General features: G+C 68.6%; 18 protein-coding genes. 10 read left to right on the top strand and 8 right to left on the bottom strand.

The genetic code is table 11. From position 1 onward, the window contains the following. Window positions 1-26 precede the first annotated feature (26 nt). The 5 genes from ACFVBH_RS01765 to ACFVBH_RS01745 all read right to left on the bottom strand — a co-directional run bounded on the left by ACFVBH_RS01765 (window position 27) and on the right by ACFVBH_RS01745 (window position 4,806). Window positions 27-998, bottom strand: a complete 972-nt coding sequence (locus ACFVBH_RS01765; protein WP_378998850.1) for a glycine betaine ABC transporter substrate-binding protein — start codon at window positions 996-998, stop codon at window positions 27-29. Continuing rightward, window positions 995-1,732, bottom strand: a complete 738-nt coding sequence (locus ACFVBH_RS01760; protein ID WP_354990753.1) for an ABC transporter permease — start codon at window positions 1,730-1,732, stop codon at window positions 995-997. Before ACFVBH_RS01760 ends, ACFVBH_RS01765 begins: the two co-directional genes overlap by 4 nt. Further along, complete coding sequence (locus ACFVBH_RS01755; protein WP_378998847.1) at window positions 1,729-3,054, bottom strand: ATP-binding cassette domain-containing protein; 1,326 nt, start codon at window positions 3,052-3,054, stop codon at window positions 1,729-1,731. Before ACFVBH_RS01755 ends, ACFVBH_RS01760 begins: the two co-directional genes overlap by 4 nt. Then, window positions 3,051-3,695: an ABC transporter permease gene (locus tag ACFVBH_RS01750; protein WP_354990755.1), complete on the bottom strand. Its 645-nt coding sequence runs from the start codon at window positions 3,693-3,695 to the stop codon at window positions 3,051-3,053. Before ACFVBH_RS01750 ends, ACFVBH_RS01755 begins: the two co-directional genes overlap by 4 nt. Before the next feature lie 181 nt (window positions 3,696-3,876). Further along, entirely contained in the window at window positions 3,877-4,806 is a 930-nt protein-coding gene (locus ACFVBH_RS01745; RefSeq protein ID WP_378998845.1) for a TauD/TfdA dioxygenase family protein, read from the bottom strand. A 111-nt stretch (window positions 4,807-4,917) separates the two neighbouring features. Between ACFVBH_RS01745 and ACFVBH_RS01740 the strand changes: the two genes are divergently transcribed. The 4 genes from ACFVBH_RS01740 (at window position 4,918) to ACFVBH_RS01725 (ending at window position 7,131) form a co-directional block, all read left to right on the top strand. Beyond that, window positions 4,918-5,352: a hypothetical protein gene (locus tag ACFVBH_RS01740; RefSeq protein ID WP_378998843.1), complete on the top strand. Its 435-nt coding sequence runs from the start codon at window positions 4,918-4,920 to the stop codon at window positions 5,350-5,352. Between the two features lie 122 nt (window positions 5,353-5,474). Further along, on the top strand, window positions 5,475-5,858 hold the full coding sequence (locus tag ACFVBH_RS01735; protein ID WP_354990758.1) for a hypothetical protein: 384 nt from the start codon (window positions 5,475-5,477) through the stop codon (window positions 5,856-5,858). Window positions 5,859-6,204: 346 nt separating this feature from the next. Next, window positions 6,205-6,423 (top strand): EF-hand domain-containing protein, encoded by a 219-nt coding sequence (locus tag ACFVBH_RS01730; protein ID WP_354990761.1) that lies wholly within the window; start codon window positions 6,205-6,207, stop codon window positions 6,421-6,423. A gap of 102 nt (window positions 6,424-6,525) precedes the next feature. Next, window positions 6,526-7,131: a dihydrofolate reductase family protein gene (locus tag ACFVBH_RS01725; protein WP_354990762.1), complete on the top strand. Its 606-nt coding sequence runs from the start codon at window positions 6,526-6,528 to the stop codon at window positions 7,129-7,131. A 1-nt stretch (window position 7,132) separates the two neighbouring features. On the opposite strand, the gene ACFVBH_RS01720 is transcribed toward ACFVBH_RS01725, so the two are convergent. After that, complete coding sequence (locus ACFVBH_RS01720; RefSeq protein WP_378998839.1) at window positions 7,133-8,275, bottom strand: acyl-CoA dehydrogenase family protein; 1,143 nt, start codon at window positions 8,273-8,275, stop codon at window positions 7,133-7,135. A gap of 75 nt (window positions 8,276-8,350) precedes the next feature. Between ACFVBH_RS01720 and ACFVBH_RS01715 the strand changes: the two genes are divergently transcribed. The 3 genes from ACFVBH_RS01715 to ACFVBH_RS01705 are packed head-to-tail and all read left to right on the top strand — an operon-like array spanning window position 8,351 to window position 10,321. Beyond that, on the top strand, window positions 8,351-8,944 hold the full coding sequence (locus ACFVBH_RS01715) for a TetR/AcrR family transcriptional regulator (RefSeq protein WP_378998837.1): 594 nt from the start codon (window positions 8,351-8,353) through the stop codon (window positions 8,942-8,944). A gap of 49 nt (window positions 8,945-8,993) precedes the next feature. Continuing rightward, window positions 8,994-9,488, top strand: a complete 495-nt coding sequence (locus ACFVBH_RS01710; protein WP_354990765.1) for a pyridoxamine 5'-phosphate oxidase family protein — start codon at window positions 8,994-8,996, stop codon at window positions 9,486-9,488. Continuing rightward, complete coding sequence (locus ACFVBH_RS01705; RefSeq protein WP_378998833.1) at window positions 9,488-10,321, top strand: helix-turn-helix domain-containing protein; 834 nt, start codon at window positions 9,488-9,490, stop codon at window positions 10,319-10,321. Before ACFVBH_RS01710 ends, ACFVBH_RS01705 begins: the two co-directional genes overlap by 1 nt. 7 nt (window positions 10,322-10,328) lie before the next feature. On the opposite strand, the gene ACFVBH_RS01700 is transcribed toward ACFVBH_RS01705, so the two are convergent. Together ACFVBH_RS01700 and ACFVBH_RS01695 are read right to left on the bottom strand one after the other, a co-directional pair. Further along, on the bottom strand, window positions 10,329-10,721 hold the full coding sequence (locus tag ACFVBH_RS01700; RefSeq protein WP_354990767.1) for a VOC family protein: 393 nt from the start codon (window positions 10,719-10,721) through the stop codon (window positions 10,329-10,331). Between the two features lie 58 nt (window positions 10,722-10,779). Next, complete coding sequence (locus ACFVBH_RS01695) at window positions 10,780-11,541, bottom strand: dienelactone hydrolase family protein (protein WP_378998831.1); 762 nt, start codon at window positions 11,539-11,541, stop codon at window positions 10,780-10,782. 199 nt (window positions 11,542-11,740) lie between these two features. On the opposite strand from ACFVBH_RS01695, the gene ACFVBH_RS01690 reads away from it, so the two are divergent. The 3 genes from ACFVBH_RS01690 (at window position 11,741) to ACFVBH_RS01680 (ending at window position 13,845) form a co-directional block, all read left to right on the top strand. Next, complete coding sequence (locus ACFVBH_RS01690; protein ID WP_378998829.1) at window positions 11,741-12,316, top strand: TetR/AcrR family transcriptional regulator; 576 nt, start codon at window positions 11,741-11,743, stop codon at window positions 12,314-12,316. A 69-nt stretch (window positions 12,317-12,385) separates the two neighbouring features. After that, window positions 12,386-13,177: an SDR family NAD(P)-dependent oxidoreductase gene (locus ACFVBH_RS01685; RefSeq protein ID WP_378998827.1), complete on the top strand. Its 792-nt coding sequence runs from the start codon at window positions 12,386-12,388 to the stop codon at window positions 13,175-13,177. A gap of 215 nt (window positions 13,178-13,392) precedes the next feature. Further along, on the top strand, window positions 13,393-13,845 hold the full coding sequence (locus tag ACFVBH_RS01680) for a flavodoxin family protein (RefSeq protein ID WP_378998825.1): 453 nt from the start codon (window positions 13,393-13,395) through the stop codon (window positions 13,843-13,845). Window positions 13,846-13,852 lie beyond the last annotated feature (7 nt).

The following is a 13,852-nucleotide window of genomic DNA, read 5'->3' as shown; positions in this document are numbered from 1 at the left end:
TGTGATCGTCCGGGTGCGCGGCCCGGCTACTCGACCAGGTTTTCGCTTTTCAGCCAGTCGTAGGCGACGTCGGAGGGGTCCTCGCCGTCTATGTCCACGCGGCCGTTCAGGTCCTGCATCAGTTGGTCGGTGAGGCGTTCGGAGAGGGTCCCGAGCAGGGTTCGCAGGACCGGGTACTCGGTGATGACCGGCTCGCGGACCACCGCGGTACCGCTGTAGGGGAGGAAGAACTTCTTGTCGTCGTCCAGGACCGTCAGCGACAGGTTCTTCACCCGGCCGTCGGTGGTGTAGACCATGCCGAAGTTGCAGGGGGCGCTCTTGGCGGTGGCGGGATAGACCACGCCCGCGTCCATGCGGGTGACGTTCGCGGCGGGGACGCCGTTCGGCTCGTTGTAGGGGATGCCGTATTTGGCGAGCATCGGCAGGAATCCGTCGGAGCGGCTGAAGAACTCGTCGTCCACGCAGAACGTGCGGTCGCCCACCGGGAGGGCGGCGACGTCCGAGAGCGACTTCACCCCCAGGCGTTCGGCGGTGGGGCCCGAGGCCGCGAAGGCGTAGGTGTCGTTGAAGTTCGAGGGCGGCAGCCACTCCAGACTGTTCTCGCGCAGCTCGATGTCGTGCACCCGCTGCCACAGCTCCTGCGGGTCGGCGATGATCTCGGTCTCGTTGTGGTAGTTCACCCAGCCGGTGCCGGTGTACTCCCACAGGATGTCCGCGTCGCCGTTGAGCTGGGCCTGACGCGAGGACGCCGAACCGGGAGCCCCGGTCAGATCGGTGACCTTGGCCCCGGCCGCGGCCAGATAGGTCGCGGTGATCTTGCCGAGCAGCACGCCCTCGGTGAAGCTCTTCGAGGTGACGACGAGTTCGGCTCCGTCCAAGGGCTTTTCGCCACCCGGCAGCGTCGCATCGTGGAACGTGCCGGACGAACTCACCAGCCCGCAGCCCGCCAGCAGTGCCACCACCAGCAGCGCCAGCGATCCGGCCCGTACCGACCTCATGACACACCTCGCGGAGTCGCGGCCAGCTCGACCAGCCTGCCCAGCCAATCGATGATCAACGCCAGCAGGCCGACCAGAATCGCGCCGGAGATCAGCAGTTTGGGCAGGAACAGCGTGACGCCGGTGGTGATGAGCGTGCCGAGGCTGGTCGCGCCGATGAAGGTGCTCAGCGTCGCCGTGCCGACCAGAATGACCAGCGCGGTGCGCACGCCGTTGAGGATCACCGGCACCGCCAGCGGCAGCTCGACCTGAAACAGCGTGCGCGCGCCCGAGAATCCGATACCGCGCGCGGCCTCGATGGTGCGCTGATCCACCTGCCGCAGCCCCACGATCGTGTTCTGCAGAATCGGCAGGATCGCGTACACCACCAAACCGACCACGGCGGTGCGGAATCCGGTACCGAGCCAGAAGGTGAACAGCACCAGCAACCCCACCGCCGGCGCGGCCTGGCCGATATTGGCGATGTTCACCGCGATCGGCTCGAACCGCTTGAGCCCCGGCCGCGTCAGCGCGATGCCGAGTGGAATCGCCACCGCCACCACGATCAGCGTCGCCACCACGGTCAGCTTGATGTGCGCCAGAATCGTGGTCTGCAGATTCGACCAGGCCAGCGAAGCCTGCTCGGTGGAGGTGAAGGTCGTGGACCGATACCACAGCAGGTAGCCGATCCCGATGGTGAGAATGATGATCGGCTCGAACCAGACGTCGATCGGCAGGCGGCGCAATCGATTCATGAGCGCTCATCCGACTCGGGGACCGGATCCGGCTCGGCGGCCGCGCGGTTGGCGTCCGCGAGTGATCCGGGCTCGTCCGCGGCCGCCACCACCGGGGTCGGCGCGGGATCGGTGCCGTCGACATAGGTTTCGTACGACAGATCCTCGATCTCGGGATGGCCCTCGGCGAGCTTGGTACGGATCAGCTCGGTCACCGAGTCGATACTGAGCGAGCCCACCACCGCGCCGCGCCCGTCGGTGACCAGCGTCGCGCCCTGACTGGTCGCGAGCATCGCGTCCAGGGCGTCGTTGAGCGTCGAGGACCGCGCCACCACCGGCAGCCGGCGATCGAGGAAGTCCGACACCTCGGGTTTGGTGGCGACTTCGGTGAGCGAGGGCCACGAGCGCGGCCGTCCGTGCCGGTCGACCACCACGATCCAGCTGTGCCCCGACGCCTCGGCCCGGGCGATCACCTCCCGCGACGGTTCGCCGATCCGGGCGGTGATCACCCTGTCGTACTCCACATCTCGCACCCGGGACACCGTCAGATACGCGAGTTTGGCTCCGGAGCCGACGAATTCCTGCACGAACGGCGTCGCCGGGTCGGTGAGGATCTCCTCCGGGGTCGCGTACTGCTCGACGTGCCCGCCCTCGGACAGGATGAGCACCTTGTCCCCGAGTTTGGTGGCTTCCTCGAAATCGTGGGTGACGATGACGATGGTCTTGCCCAGCTCGTGCTGGATCGCGATCAGGCTGTCCTGCAGGCGAACCCGGGTGATGGGGTCGACTGCGCCGAACGGCTCGTCCATCAGCAGCACCGGCGGGTCGGCGGCCAGCGCGCGGGCCACGCCGACGCGTTGCTGCTGGCCGCCGGACATGTCCTTGGGCAGTCGGTCCGCGAACACCGCGGGATCCAATCCGACCAGATCCAGCAGGTATTCGGTGCGCTCGGCGATCCGCTTCTTGTCCCAGCCGAGCACGCGCGGAATCGCGCCGATGTTCTTGGCCACCGTCCAGTGCGGGAACAGGCCGCCGGACTGGATGACGTACCCGATCGACTGCCGCAGCCGGTCGGGATCCTCCTTGGTGACATCGCGCCCGTCGATGAGGATCCGGCCTTCGGTCGGCTCGATCAGGCGGTTGATCATCTTGAGCGTGGTCGTCTTGCCGCAGCCGGACGGGCCGACGAACGCGACGATGTGGCCGGCCTCGATCTCGAGGTCCAGCCGCTTCACGGCCGGTGTGTCCTGTCCCCGATAGCGTTTGACGACCCCGTCCAGTCGGATGGACGCGCCGGTCACATTGCGTTCCGCCGGAAGCGGCCGGTCGGTCAACTCGGTCATGCCAGACCCTTCGGGATGGTGAGACGTCCGAGGAGGACGAGGAGCGCGTCGAACACCAACGCGATCAGGACGATGAGAATGGTTCCGGTGAGCGCGGATTCGAGGGCGTTCGCGCCGCCGAGGCGGGACAGGCCGTTGAAGATGAGCGAGCCCAGGCCCGGGCCGAGCACGTACGCGACGATCGCGGCGACGCCGACCACCATCTGCGTCGACACCCGGATGCCCGTGAGAATGACCGGCCAGGCGATGGGCAACTCCACCGTCAGCAGGATGCGCCGGCGCGAGAGGCCGATGCCGCGCGCGGATTCCACCACCGACTCGGGCACCGACCGCAGGCCCACGATGGCGTTACCGATCACCGGCAGCATCGCGAAGAACGCCAGCATGATGAACGAGGGCACCACCCCCAGCCCGAACGGGACCAGCAGCAGGGCCAGCAGGGCGAGCGAGGGAATGGTCAGCGCCACCCGGCTCGAGGTCAGCGTCAGCGCCGAGGCCAGCGGCAGGCGATAGACCGCGACCGCGACCAGCACCGCGATGATCGTGCCGACCAGCACGGTTTGGAAGGCCAGGGACGCGTGCTGATAGGTCAGAAAGGTCAGGACTTCGCCACGGCCTCGGATGTAGCTCCACAAATGCACGGGATTCCCCTCATCGGCCGGGGCCGGATCGGTTCCTGTCTGCGTTGCATCGGACATGCGAGCCGTTAGACAGTAGTCGAAATTCGCCGGCGGTTTGCCGGTGACGTGCGATCCGGGTGGGACCGTTATGGGCTTGTGCCCGGCGGGCGGTGTTCCGCCGGGTCTGTTCGAGAGCGTTGGCTCAGGCCGCGCGCGGTGCTTCGGCGTCCGAGTAGTAGCCGGCATCGCCCGCGATCACCGTGCTGCGCGCGCCGTCGATTCCGGCCGGGATCTCACCGGACAGGGTGATGCGGGTCAGCTTGCGGTGCTCGCCGCCGTCGTAGTCGTCGATGGCGTAGTGCTGGGTGGCCCGGTTGTCCCAGATCGCGACGTCGCCGAGCTGCCAGTCCCAGCGGGTGGTGTTCTCGAGGCGGGTGATGCGGTTCTGGAACAGCTGGAACAGGGCGCGCGACTCGCTGCCGGACAGGCCCACGAGTTCCTTGACGAAGCAGCCCAGCAGCAGGGCGCGCTCGCCGGTGACCGGATGCACCTCGACCACCGGGTGCTCGGTCTCGAAGTAGGTGGATTCGAACTCGCGGCGGTAGGCGGCCGAGTTCTGTTCCGAGGCACGGCCTTCGGTCGCGTAGTCGTAGCGGTTCGTGTGCCGGGCCCGCAGGCTCTCGGCCAGCCGCTTGAGTGGTTCGGGCAGGGCCTCGTAGGCGGCGACGGTCGAGGCCCAGGTGGTGGAGCCGCCGTAGCTGGGCAGGGTCACCGCGCGCAGGATCGACGCCTGCGGCACGCGGTCCACGAAGGTGACATCGGTGTGCCAGACGTTCGAGCGGCCGTGCTGGGAGTCGATGGCCAGGCTCTTCGCACCCGTGGTCAGGGTCGGGTGCGGGGTGGTGGGGGTGCCGAGGAGTTCGGCGAACTCGTACTGCCCGTCCTCGGTGAGGTGATCCTGGCCGCGAAAGAAGATGACCCGGTGCTCGTTCAGGGCCGCGCGGATCGCGGCCACGGTCGGGGCATCGAGGCCGCCGCCGAGCCGGACCCCGTCGACGCGCGCGCCGATGTGGGCTCCGAGTTTGACCACCCGCACGTCAGCGGCCGGCTCTGCGAATCTCTCGACGGACATGTGCGGGCCTCTCACTCGAACCGAATGGAGTCCAGATCAAACATCGGAAAGGGGGTGCGTGACCACCTTTGCGATCACCCGGATCGAATCCCGCGCCTACAGTTCGGTGGCATGGTCGCTGTGCGTCGAATGTGGTGGGGAATGCTGGCCGTGCCGGTGCTGGCGGTGGCCGGGTGCGGGGACCCGGATCCCGCGCCGGGTGAGCCGGGTATCGAGAACGTGGCACTCGGTGCGGAGTTCACGCTCGCGCCCCGGGACGTCGCGGTCGCCGACGAGAATCGGCTGCGCGTGCGGTTCGACGAGGTGACCGGGGACAGCCGGTGCCCGGAGGACGTCGACTGCGTCTGGGCGGGAACGGCGACGATCGTCGTGACGGTGACCGCGGGTGCGGGCGAGTCGCGGCAGGAACTGCAACTCAACCCCAATACCGGGGTGACGGTCGAGGGCTATCGGATCGACGTGCGCAAGCTGGCTCCGGCGCGGCGCACCGACCGGGGGATCTCGGCCGACGACTACCGGGTGACGCTGGTCGCGAACCGCGCCTGAGCGCGCGGCGCGGGCCGCTCGCACGGACTGCAAGGTTTCCATAAGCGTTCGCAAGGTCGCCGTCCCTACCCTCGTCCCATCCAAGAAGACTTCCACTCCCGGAAATCCAGATGGGGAACGCCATGCGAACCGCACTCACCACCGCCCGCACCGCGAAGCTCGCCGCGTTCGCCGCGGCCCCCCTGGCCGTCGCCGCGTTCGCGACGGTAGCCGTCACGGCCGCCCCCGCGTCGGCCGAGCCCAGCTACCCCGGCTCCTGCCTGGTGGTCCAGAACCACACCGGCCGGACCCTGGAGATCACCCTGAACTACCCGACCCACTCCGGCCGCTGGACCTTCGCCCCCGACGAGGTCTCGGTGCTGACCTCCAAGGGCCGCGTGGTCACCTCGCCGTCCGGCACCTGGAACGTGCACAACGAGCCGAACGCCGACGGGGTCTGGGTCTACTCGGAGGACCGCAACACCAGCAAGGGCTGCAACGGTTCCTGGATCCTGACCCTGAACTGAGTCCCAACAACCGGACGTCCCGTCGGAGAGGGGGTCGATGGCAGCAGCACTTCCGAGGGGAAGCAGGGGTTCGCGGATGTCGTGACGGGCGCCCGCGAACCCTTCGCCATGCCAAGATCGAAACGCGACCACCCGGCCACCTTCCAAGAGGGAACCGGATGTGTCGTAGCCGATTTCGGCCGGTGTGCACCGAATGTGATCGTGCATCGAGTGCCGGTTCGGGACAATCGATCTCGGGGCGGGTGGGGGAGGCGGCCGTATCGGCAGGTGTGAGGGGTGTTGGGGGAGAACGGATGCGATACTTCGGTGGCCGAAAACGGCTGTTGGACGTGTGAAGGAGTGGGTCATGGGTGGATTTACTGTTGCGGAAGCCAAAGCCGTGTTCGCCAAGGTCGACACGAACGGCGACGGGTTCATCAGCCTCGAGGAGTACACGACGGCGGTGGAGGCGTACGGATTCTCGAACGAGGCCGCCAAGCAGGCCGCGCTGGCGATCATCGCCCGGGCCGACCTCAACCGCGACGGCAAGCTCAGCCTCGACGAGCTGTTGACCCTCGTCAGCTGAGCGGCGGCCTACCGGCCGGGGACCATCGGCACCGATGAATTCGGCCGCCGCGCGCGGTCTGCACTGTTGACAGTCGTTCCAACGACCGACGCAGGAGGCAGCATGAGCAAGGTGGTCACCGACGCGAGCATGTCGCTCGACGGATATATCGCGGGGCCGGGGGAGAGCGGCTTCGAGCAGCTCTTCGCCTGGTACACCGCCGGGGACGTCGACTACCCGAGCACGCACCCGGAGGTTCCCTTCCGGCTCACCCCCGCCGACCACGCCTACCTGGCCGAAAGCGTGTCCGGCGCGGGCGTTTACGTGGTCGGGCGCAGGTTGTTCGACCTCACCGACGGCTGGGGCGGCGTGCACCCGTTCGACAAGCCGATCGTCGTGGTCACCCACCATCGGCCGGAAAGCTGGATAGCCGATCACCCGGCCGCCCCGTTCACCTTCGTCACCGACGGCGTCGCCGCCGCGATCGAGCAGGCCAAAGCCATCGCGGGACCCAAGGACGTCGCGGTCAACGGCGGAACCATCGCCAAGCAGTGCCTCGAGCTCGGCCTGCTCGACGAGGTCCGCATCGACCTCGTCCCGGTGCTGCTGGGCGGCGGCGTCCCGTTCTTCGACCGGATCGGGGCGGGCCCGCACGAGTTCGGCAATCCACGGATCACCCCGGGTGAGCGCGTGACCCACCTGAGCTACCCGGTCGAGAAGCGCGGATAGCTCAGTCCGCGGCCAGACCGCGCGCGATCACCAGGCGCTGGATCTGGTTGGTGCCCTCGAAGATCTGAGTGATCTTGGCTTCGCGCATGTAGCGCTCGACGGGGAAGTCCTGGGTGTAGCCGTAGCCGCCCAGGACCTGGACCGCGTCGGTGGTGACCTTCATCGCGGCGTCGGTCGCCACCAGCTTCGCGACGCTGGCCTGGCGCGAGTAGGGCAGGCCGGCGTCACGGCGGCGAGCAGCGTCCAGGTAGGTGGCGCGGGCGGAGTCGACCGCCGCGGCCATGTCGGCCAGCACGAAACCCAGGCCCTGGTGGTCGATGATGGCGCGCCCGAACGCTTCTCGCTCCTTGGCGTAGGCGACCGCGTCGTCCAGGGCACGCTGGGCGATGCCGGTCGCGACGGCCGCGATGCCGAGCCGGCCCGAGTCCAGGGCGCTGAAGGCGATCGACAAACCCTGGCCGGGCTCGCCGATGCGGCGATCGGCCGCGACGAGGACATCGTCGTACGCGGCGTTGGTCGTGGGGACCGCGCGCAAGCCCATCTTCTCCTCGGGCCTGCCGAAGGTGAGACCGGGCGCGTCGGCCGGGACCAGGAAGCAGGAGATCCCGCGCGAACCCTCGCCGGTGCGGGCGAACAGCGTGTAGTAGTCGGCCTTGCCGCCGTTGGTGATCCACGCCTTGGTGCCGGTGACGCGGTACCCCTCGGCCGATTCCACGGCCCGGCAGCGCAGCGCCGCCGCGTCCGAGCCCGCGTGCGCCTCGGACAGGCTGTACGCGCCGATCAGGTTGCCGGACAACATCTCCGGCAGCCAGCGCTGCCGCTGCTCATCGGTGCCGTACGCGAACAATGGATGGCACGACAACCCGTGCACGCTCACCGCCACCGCGACCGCCGCCCAGCGCGCGCCCAGCTCCTCGAGCACCTGCAGATACACCTCGTACGGTTGCCCGCCCCCGCCGAACTCCTCCGGATACGGCAGGCTCAGCAGCCCCGCCGCCCCCAGCGCGGCGAACGCCTCCTCGGGATAGCGTTCCTGCTTCTCGTATTCCGCGGCGTGCGGTTCGAGCACCTTGTCCGCGATATCGCGGGTCAACTCGATCAGGTCGCGGGCTTCGGCGGTGGGCAGCAAACGGTCGACGGGCATGCGCAGCACATTACGTCCAGCATCCAATTACGTGCAAGACAGCACGCAATATTCCGGTTTGGTTAGACTGACCGCGTGGTTTCCGGTCTGCCCCCGAACAAACATCAGGAGAAGAGCCTGCGCACGCGGGCGCTGCTGCTCGACGCCGCCATCGACAGCCTGGCCGAGGTCGGCTACGCGAGCGCCTCGATCGCGGACATCACCGCGCGCGCCGGGGTCACCAGGGGCGCGCAGCTGCACCACTTCCACACCCGGCAGGAGCTGTTCGCCCAGACCATCGACCATCTCACCCAGCGCCAGCGCGAGGCGCTGCAGCGGCGGGTCCGCGGGCTCGCGCGGGTCTCGGCGGGGGAGACCCTGGTCGAACTGGTGATCGCGCCGTTCGCCGGCAAGCTCGGCAAGGCGTCGGTGGAGCTGTACGTCGGCATCGCCAACGAACGCGAGCTGCGCCGCGAGATGCTGCGCGTCCAGCACGATCTGACCGTCGAACTGCTCGACGCCTGCGCGGCGCGCATCGACGTCCCGCGCCCCCGGCTGGAATCGGCGTTCTGGCTCACCATCAATCTGGTGCGCGGCGCGACCCTGGACGAAATGGTCGGCCGGGACCGGGTGCGCCGCAAACAGGTCCTCGCGGACTGGGCGCGTCTGGCCGACGGGCTGCTGAGCTGATCGGGCGCGAGGCCCGAATCTGTCGGACCGCGCGAGTACGGTCGAACGAATGACGTCCTGGTCCGAGTTCGTTGAGTCCGCGCCCCGTATTTCGACCATCTTCACCCGCCGGCACGCCGCGACCGGCAACCTCTGCATGCTCGGCACCTCCCGTGCGGACGGTTCCCCGCGCATCAGCCCCCTCGAACCCCGCGTCTTCGAGGGGCAGCTGTGGCTCGTGGGCATGCCCGGCACCACCAAGTTCAAGGATCTCGAACGCGATCCGCGTTTCTGCCTGCACACGGCCACGGTCGATACGCAGGTCGGCGACGGCGATGCCAAGCTGTTCGGCACGGTGCACGACGTGCTGGACGAGGGCGTGCGCGGGCGCTGGCTGGAGACCCTGTTCCAGGAGACCGGCATGGACTTCCGCGAGGAGAAGTTCGACCATTTCTACGCCGCGGACATCACCGGCGGCTCGGCGGTCGAACTGATCGACGGCAAGCATATGGAGGTCACCATCTGGAAGCCCGGTCAGCCCGAGCGAGTGGTTCGCAAGGACTGATGACCACCACCCGGCTGCGGCGCGAGGTGCGGCAGCGCGTCGCGGGCGATGTCGCGTCAACCGCACGCGCGGCGCCGAAAGTACTGTCCGGCAGCGGTATTCAAACGCGCCCACCGGCGGCGGAGTCCGAGACCGACCTGCCGAACGGCTATCGGGAACGAGCGTCGGAGATCGCGGGCGCGGTGGTGTGGACCCGCGACATCGTGCCCGGATCGAGCACCCCGATCCTGCCCGACGGCTGCATGGATCTGCTCGTTATCGCCGACCGGCTCGTGGTGGCGGGACCCGATTCCCGGGCACAAGCGCCGAGCGCGGGCCCGGCGACCCGGGTGACGGGCATCCGTTTCTATCCCGGCACCGCGCCCGGGCTACTGGGAGTTCCGGCCCGTGAGGTGCGCGATATCCGGGTCGAACTCGCCGAGCTGTGGACGCGGGACAAATTCCGGCGCGCCCGTGATCTGTTCGGGGCAGCGCCGACCGCCGAGGCGGGTCTGGAATCCATCGCGCGCTGGTGCGCCGGTGAAGCCGACCCCGCGAACCCCATCCTGGGCCGCACCGTCACCGAATTGGCGGCGGGTGCGAGCGCGGCCGACACCGCGGCGCTGTTCGAGCTGACCCCGCGGCATCTGCATCGAATCTGCTTGGACGCCTTCGGGTACGGCCCGAAGACCCTGTCCCGCATCCTGCGCATGCAACGCGCGCTCGAACTCGCCCGTGCCGGTGTTCCCTTGGCGGAGGCGGCATTCCGAGCCGGCTACGCCGATCAACCGCATCTGTCCCGGGATGTCCGGGCCTTGACCGGAATGCCGCTGACGCGGTTGCTCGGCCGCTAGGTCGCGATTACCCCAGCGCCGCATACAGATCGACGCCGTTCCCATCGGGATCCAGCACCACCGCGTACCGCTGACCCCAGAACGCGTCGAAGGGCTTCAGCTCGCTCTCGTACCCCGCCGCGGTCAGTTCCTCGAACGTGGCATCGACTCCCGCGGGCGACTCGCAACGGAACGCCAGACCCACCCGGCCGCCGCCCTTCACGGCCTGCCATTCCGGCTGGAACGACCGAATCGTCGCCTCGGTGTCCAGCGCGAACCGCATTCCGCCGGGCAGTTGCGCCTCCGCGTGCGGCAGGTCCGCCGCACCCTCCTCGAATGTCATCCCGAGCCGCTCGTAGAACGCCACGGCCGCACCCATATCCGAAACAACCACGCTGACCACGTCAAATTGAATGCTCATGGGTGAACCGTAGCCCGGGGTGCGGGGGCGGTCTTGAACAAATCGGACCTCGGCGAGTTCAGGGCTTGCCCGGCAGCGCGCGGCCGAGCAGATCCAGCAGCGCGGTCCAGTGTCGTTCGGCCGCGGGCTCGTCGTAGGTTTCGGTGTCGGCCTGGGTGAAGCCGTGCTCGGCGCCGGAATACAGCTCGCTGGTGTACCGGATGCCGTGCTCGGTGAGCGTGGACTCGAGGGTCGCGATGTTCTCGGTGGTCATCGAGGGGTCCTGATCGGCGTGCGCGAAGTACAGCTCGGCGGTGACGCCCGCCGCGCGCAGGTGCGGGCTGGCCGGCGCGTCCGTCGCCAGCCTGCCCCCGTGAAAGCTCGCCGCCGCGGCGATCCGATCACCGTGCGCGGCGGCGGCCACGAAGGCCAGCCGGCCGCCCAGGCAATAGCCGGTGATGGCCACCGGTCCGTCCGCGACCTCGGGCGCGCTCGCGAGCCAGTCGAGGTGCGCGGCGGCATCGCGCGCGGCGACCTCGGGGGTCAAGGCGGCGATCATCGGGACGAGGTCGGCGAAAAGTGCCGGACGATCCGAGTTCGCGATGAAGTCGGGCAGTGCGACCACGGGGGCGCGGCCGTTGCGGTAGAAGAGGTTCGGCGCGAGGACGGCGTAGCCGTGGTCCGCGATCCGGTCGGCCATGGCGCACAGGTTCGGCCGAATCCCGAAGGCGTCCATGTAGAGCAGTACGCCCGGGTGTGCGTCCCCGCCGCCGGGCCGGGTGAAGTAGGCGTCCGCGACGCCGTCGGGGGTGCTGACATCAACTGCTTGTCCGATGGCCATGGCCAGACGATAGGCCGCGGGCGAACTCCATGCGCGCGGGCATCCCGGGCGGCGGCGCTGCCCGGCCTCGATCGAGCGCCAGTCCTGGGCGCTACGGGCGCAGGCCCGCGGGGTGCTGGCCCGCAGGGTGCTGGGCCGCACCGGGCCGGGCGCGCGGTCGATATTTGACCTGAGGTTACAAAATATCTACTGTCGGGTCATGCCCCGCGCCAAGAGTTTCGATCCCGATGTCGCCGTCGAGCAGGCGATGCAGGTGTTCTGGCGCAAGGGGTACGCGCGAACCACGCCGCAGGATCTCGTCGACGCGCTCGGGATCGGCCGGGGGAGTCTGTACAACGCTTTCGCGGGCAAGCGCGATCTGTTCGAGCGGGCGTTGCGGCGGTATCAGGCCGGGGAAACCGTGCGGGTGATCGAGGTGCTCGACGGACCCGGTTCGCCGCGTGAACGAGTGCGTGCGGCATTGCATCTCGTGCTGGAAGCGGGTGCCGCGGACACCGAGCGGCGCGGGTGCCTGGCCACCAATACCGCGGTCGAGATCTCCGACGACGAGATCGTGAATCTGCTCGTGCGCCGGATATTCGATCGGCAGCACGACGCGTTCCGGGGCGCGATCGACGAGGGCCGGCGGTCCGGCGAGTTCGCGGCCGAGGTGGATCCCGACGCCGCGGCGAACTTCCTGCTGGCCACCATCAACGGCATGCGAGTGCTCGCGAAGGCCGATCCGCGACCGGAGCGCAGGGTCGGATTGGTGGAGATGGCGATGCGCGCGCTCTGAGCCGGTTCGAATCCACCCCGGGTCGACTCGTACCCACATTTTGTAACTGTAGTTCCAGATAGGACTGTGATGGATCTTCGACTTCAGGGCAAGACCGCCGTCGTGACCGGCGCGAGCAAAGGTATCGGCCTCGAGATCGTGCGGGCGCTGGCGTCCGAGGGCGTCCGCGTGGTCGCTGCGGCGCGCACGGTGACACCGGAGCTGAGCGAACTGGGTGACGCGTGCACTCCGGTGCCGGTCGACCTGGCCCGGCCCGAAGGGGCCCGTGCGCTGATCGAGCGTGCGCTCGAGACCCTCGGTGACATCGACGTACTGGTCAACAACGTGGGCGGTGTCGTGTCGGGGAGCGCCGACTCGACCGGATTCCTGAGCCTCACCGACGACGCCTGGCAGCGCACGTTCGAACTGAATCTTTTCAGCGCCGTGCGGGTGACCCGTGCGGCGTTGCCCAGTCTGCTGAACCGGCGCGGCGTCATCATCAACATCTCGTCCATCGGAGCGCGTGCGGCCTACCATCCGGTCGATTACGGCACGGCCAAAGCAGCGCTCAACAACCTCACCAAGGCCCTCGCGGAGGAGTTCGGGGCGCGGGGTTTGCGCGCGCTCACGGTCTCGCCCGGTCCGACCCGAACCCGGAATTGGTCCGATCCGCAGGGGTATGCCGCCGATGTCGCTGCGCAACAGGGGTTGTCGCTGGAGGAGTTCCTCGATCGAGCGCCGCAGCACATGGGGATCACCACCGGCCGCCTGACCGAGCCCGAGGAGACTGCGGCGCTCGTCGCGTTCCTGGCCTCGCCGGTATCCGGAAACCTCACCGGCGCCGACTATTTGGCCGACGGCGGCGCGATCAAGACGATCTGACGCACGCGGGCTGCCGACGACCGGCCGGGGCGTCCGGCGCATCGATCGGCCGGTTCGGCATCACGCCCCGGCGCGGTGAACCGTGATGACGCGGGCCGGTTTGCCGTGTCGGGCCCGCGGGCGCGACACGCGCGCCGTGGTGACGTGGCGCTGTTCATACCCGTTCTCGACACGATAGGTTAGGTTAGGCTTACAAACCTTGAAGGGAGCTGTGCGTGCGCGTCGTCATTCTGTTCGGGTCCGAACTGGGGACTTCCGAACTCGTCGCGGGGGTCATCGCCGATGAGCTGTCGGCCCACGATGTCTCGGTGTTCGACATGATGGATTTCGACCCCGGCGATCTCGACGCGAGCGACTTCCACATCGTCGTGTGCTCGACGGCGGGCGACGGTGAACTACCCACCGGCGCGGAGCCTTTCTTCGACATCCTCGACGCCGACGCGTGCGACCTGACCGGGTTGCGGTTCGCGCTCTTCGGGCTGGGGGACACGATCTACGGCGACGCCTTCAACAAGGGCGGGGAGATCGCGGCCGAGAAGCTCGCCGAGCGCGGTGCGATCCAGGTCGGCGAGCATGCGCGGCACGACTTCTCGTCCGAAGTCAAGCCGCAGGATCTGGCTCGCGAGTGGGTGCAGACCCTGCCGATTCCGGCGCTGGCCACCAGCTAGCCGGACC

Source organism: Nocardia sp. NPDC057668 (assembly GCF_042799795.1).
Taxonomy (GTDB): Bacteria; Actinomycetota; Actinomycetes; order Mycobacteriales; family Mycobacteriaceae; genus Nocardia.
Note: the sequence above shows the minus strand (reverse complement) of the source record. Positions and strands in the feature narration are given on the sequence as shown.

Excerpts from the sequence above, each read along its gene's own strand:
- ACFVBH_RS01745 (WP_378998845.1), bottom strand. The coding sequence starts at position 4,806 with ATGTCCGTCGAGAGATTCGCAGAGCCGGCCGCTGACGTGCGGGTGGTC.
- ACFVBH_RS01690 (WP_378998829.1), top strand. The coding sequence starts at position 11,741 with ATGCCCCGCGCCAAGAGTTTCGATCCCGATGTCGCCGTCGAGCAGGCG.
- ACFVBH_RS01725 (WP_354990762.1), top strand. The coding sequence starts at position 6,526 with ATGAGCAAGGTGGTCACCGACGCGAGCATGTCGCTCGACGGATATATC.
- ACFVBH_RS01765 (WP_378998850.1), bottom strand. The coding sequence starts at position 998 with ATGAGGTCGGTACGGGCCGGATCGCTGGCGCTGCTGGTGGTGGCACTG.
- ACFVBH_RS01720 (WP_378998839.1), bottom strand. The coding sequence starts at position 8,275 with ATGCCCGTCGACCGTTTGCTGCCCACCGCCGAAGCCCGCGACCTGATC.
- ACFVBH_RS01685 (WP_378998827.1), top strand. The coding sequence starts at position 12,386 with ATGGATCTTCGACTTCAGGGCAAGACCGCCGTCGTGACCGGCGCGAGC.
- ACFVBH_RS01735 (WP_354990758.1), top strand. The coding sequence starts at position 5,475 with ATGCGAACCGCACTCACCACCGCCCGCACCGCGAAGCTCGCCGCGTTC.
- ACFVBH_RS01740 (WP_378998843.1), top strand. The coding sequence starts at position 4,918 with ATGGTCGCTGTGCGTCGAATGTGGTGGGGAATGCTGGCCGTGCCGGTG.
- ACFVBH_RS01760 (WP_354990753.1), bottom strand. The coding sequence starts at position 1,732 with ATGAATCGATTGCGCCGCCTGCCGATCGACGTCTGGTTCGAGCCGATC.
- ACFVBH_RS01700 (WP_354990767.1), bottom strand. The coding sequence starts at position 10,721 with ATGAGCATTCAATTTGACGTGGTCAGCGTGGTTGTTTCGGATATGGGT.
- ACFVBH_RS01695 (WP_378998831.1), bottom strand. The coding sequence starts at position 11,541 with ATGGCCATCGGACAAGCAGTTGATGTCAGCACCCCCGACGGCGTCGCG.
- ACFVBH_RS01755 (WP_378998847.1), bottom strand. The coding sequence starts at position 3,054 with ATGACCGAGTTGACCGACCGGCCGCTTCCGGCGGAACGCAATGTGACC.
- ACFVBH_RS01730 (WP_354990761.1), top strand. The coding sequence starts at position 6,205 with ATGGGTGGATTTACTGTTGCGGAAGCCAAAGCCGTGTTCGCCAAGGTC.
- ACFVBH_RS01705 (WP_378998833.1), top strand. The coding sequence starts at position 9,488 with ATGACCACCACCCGGCTGCGGCGCGAGGTGCGGCAGCGCGTCGCGGGC.
- ACFVBH_RS01710 (WP_354990765.1), top strand. The coding sequence starts at position 8,994 with ATGACGTCCTGGTCCGAGTTCGTTGAGTCCGCGCCCCGTATTTCGACC.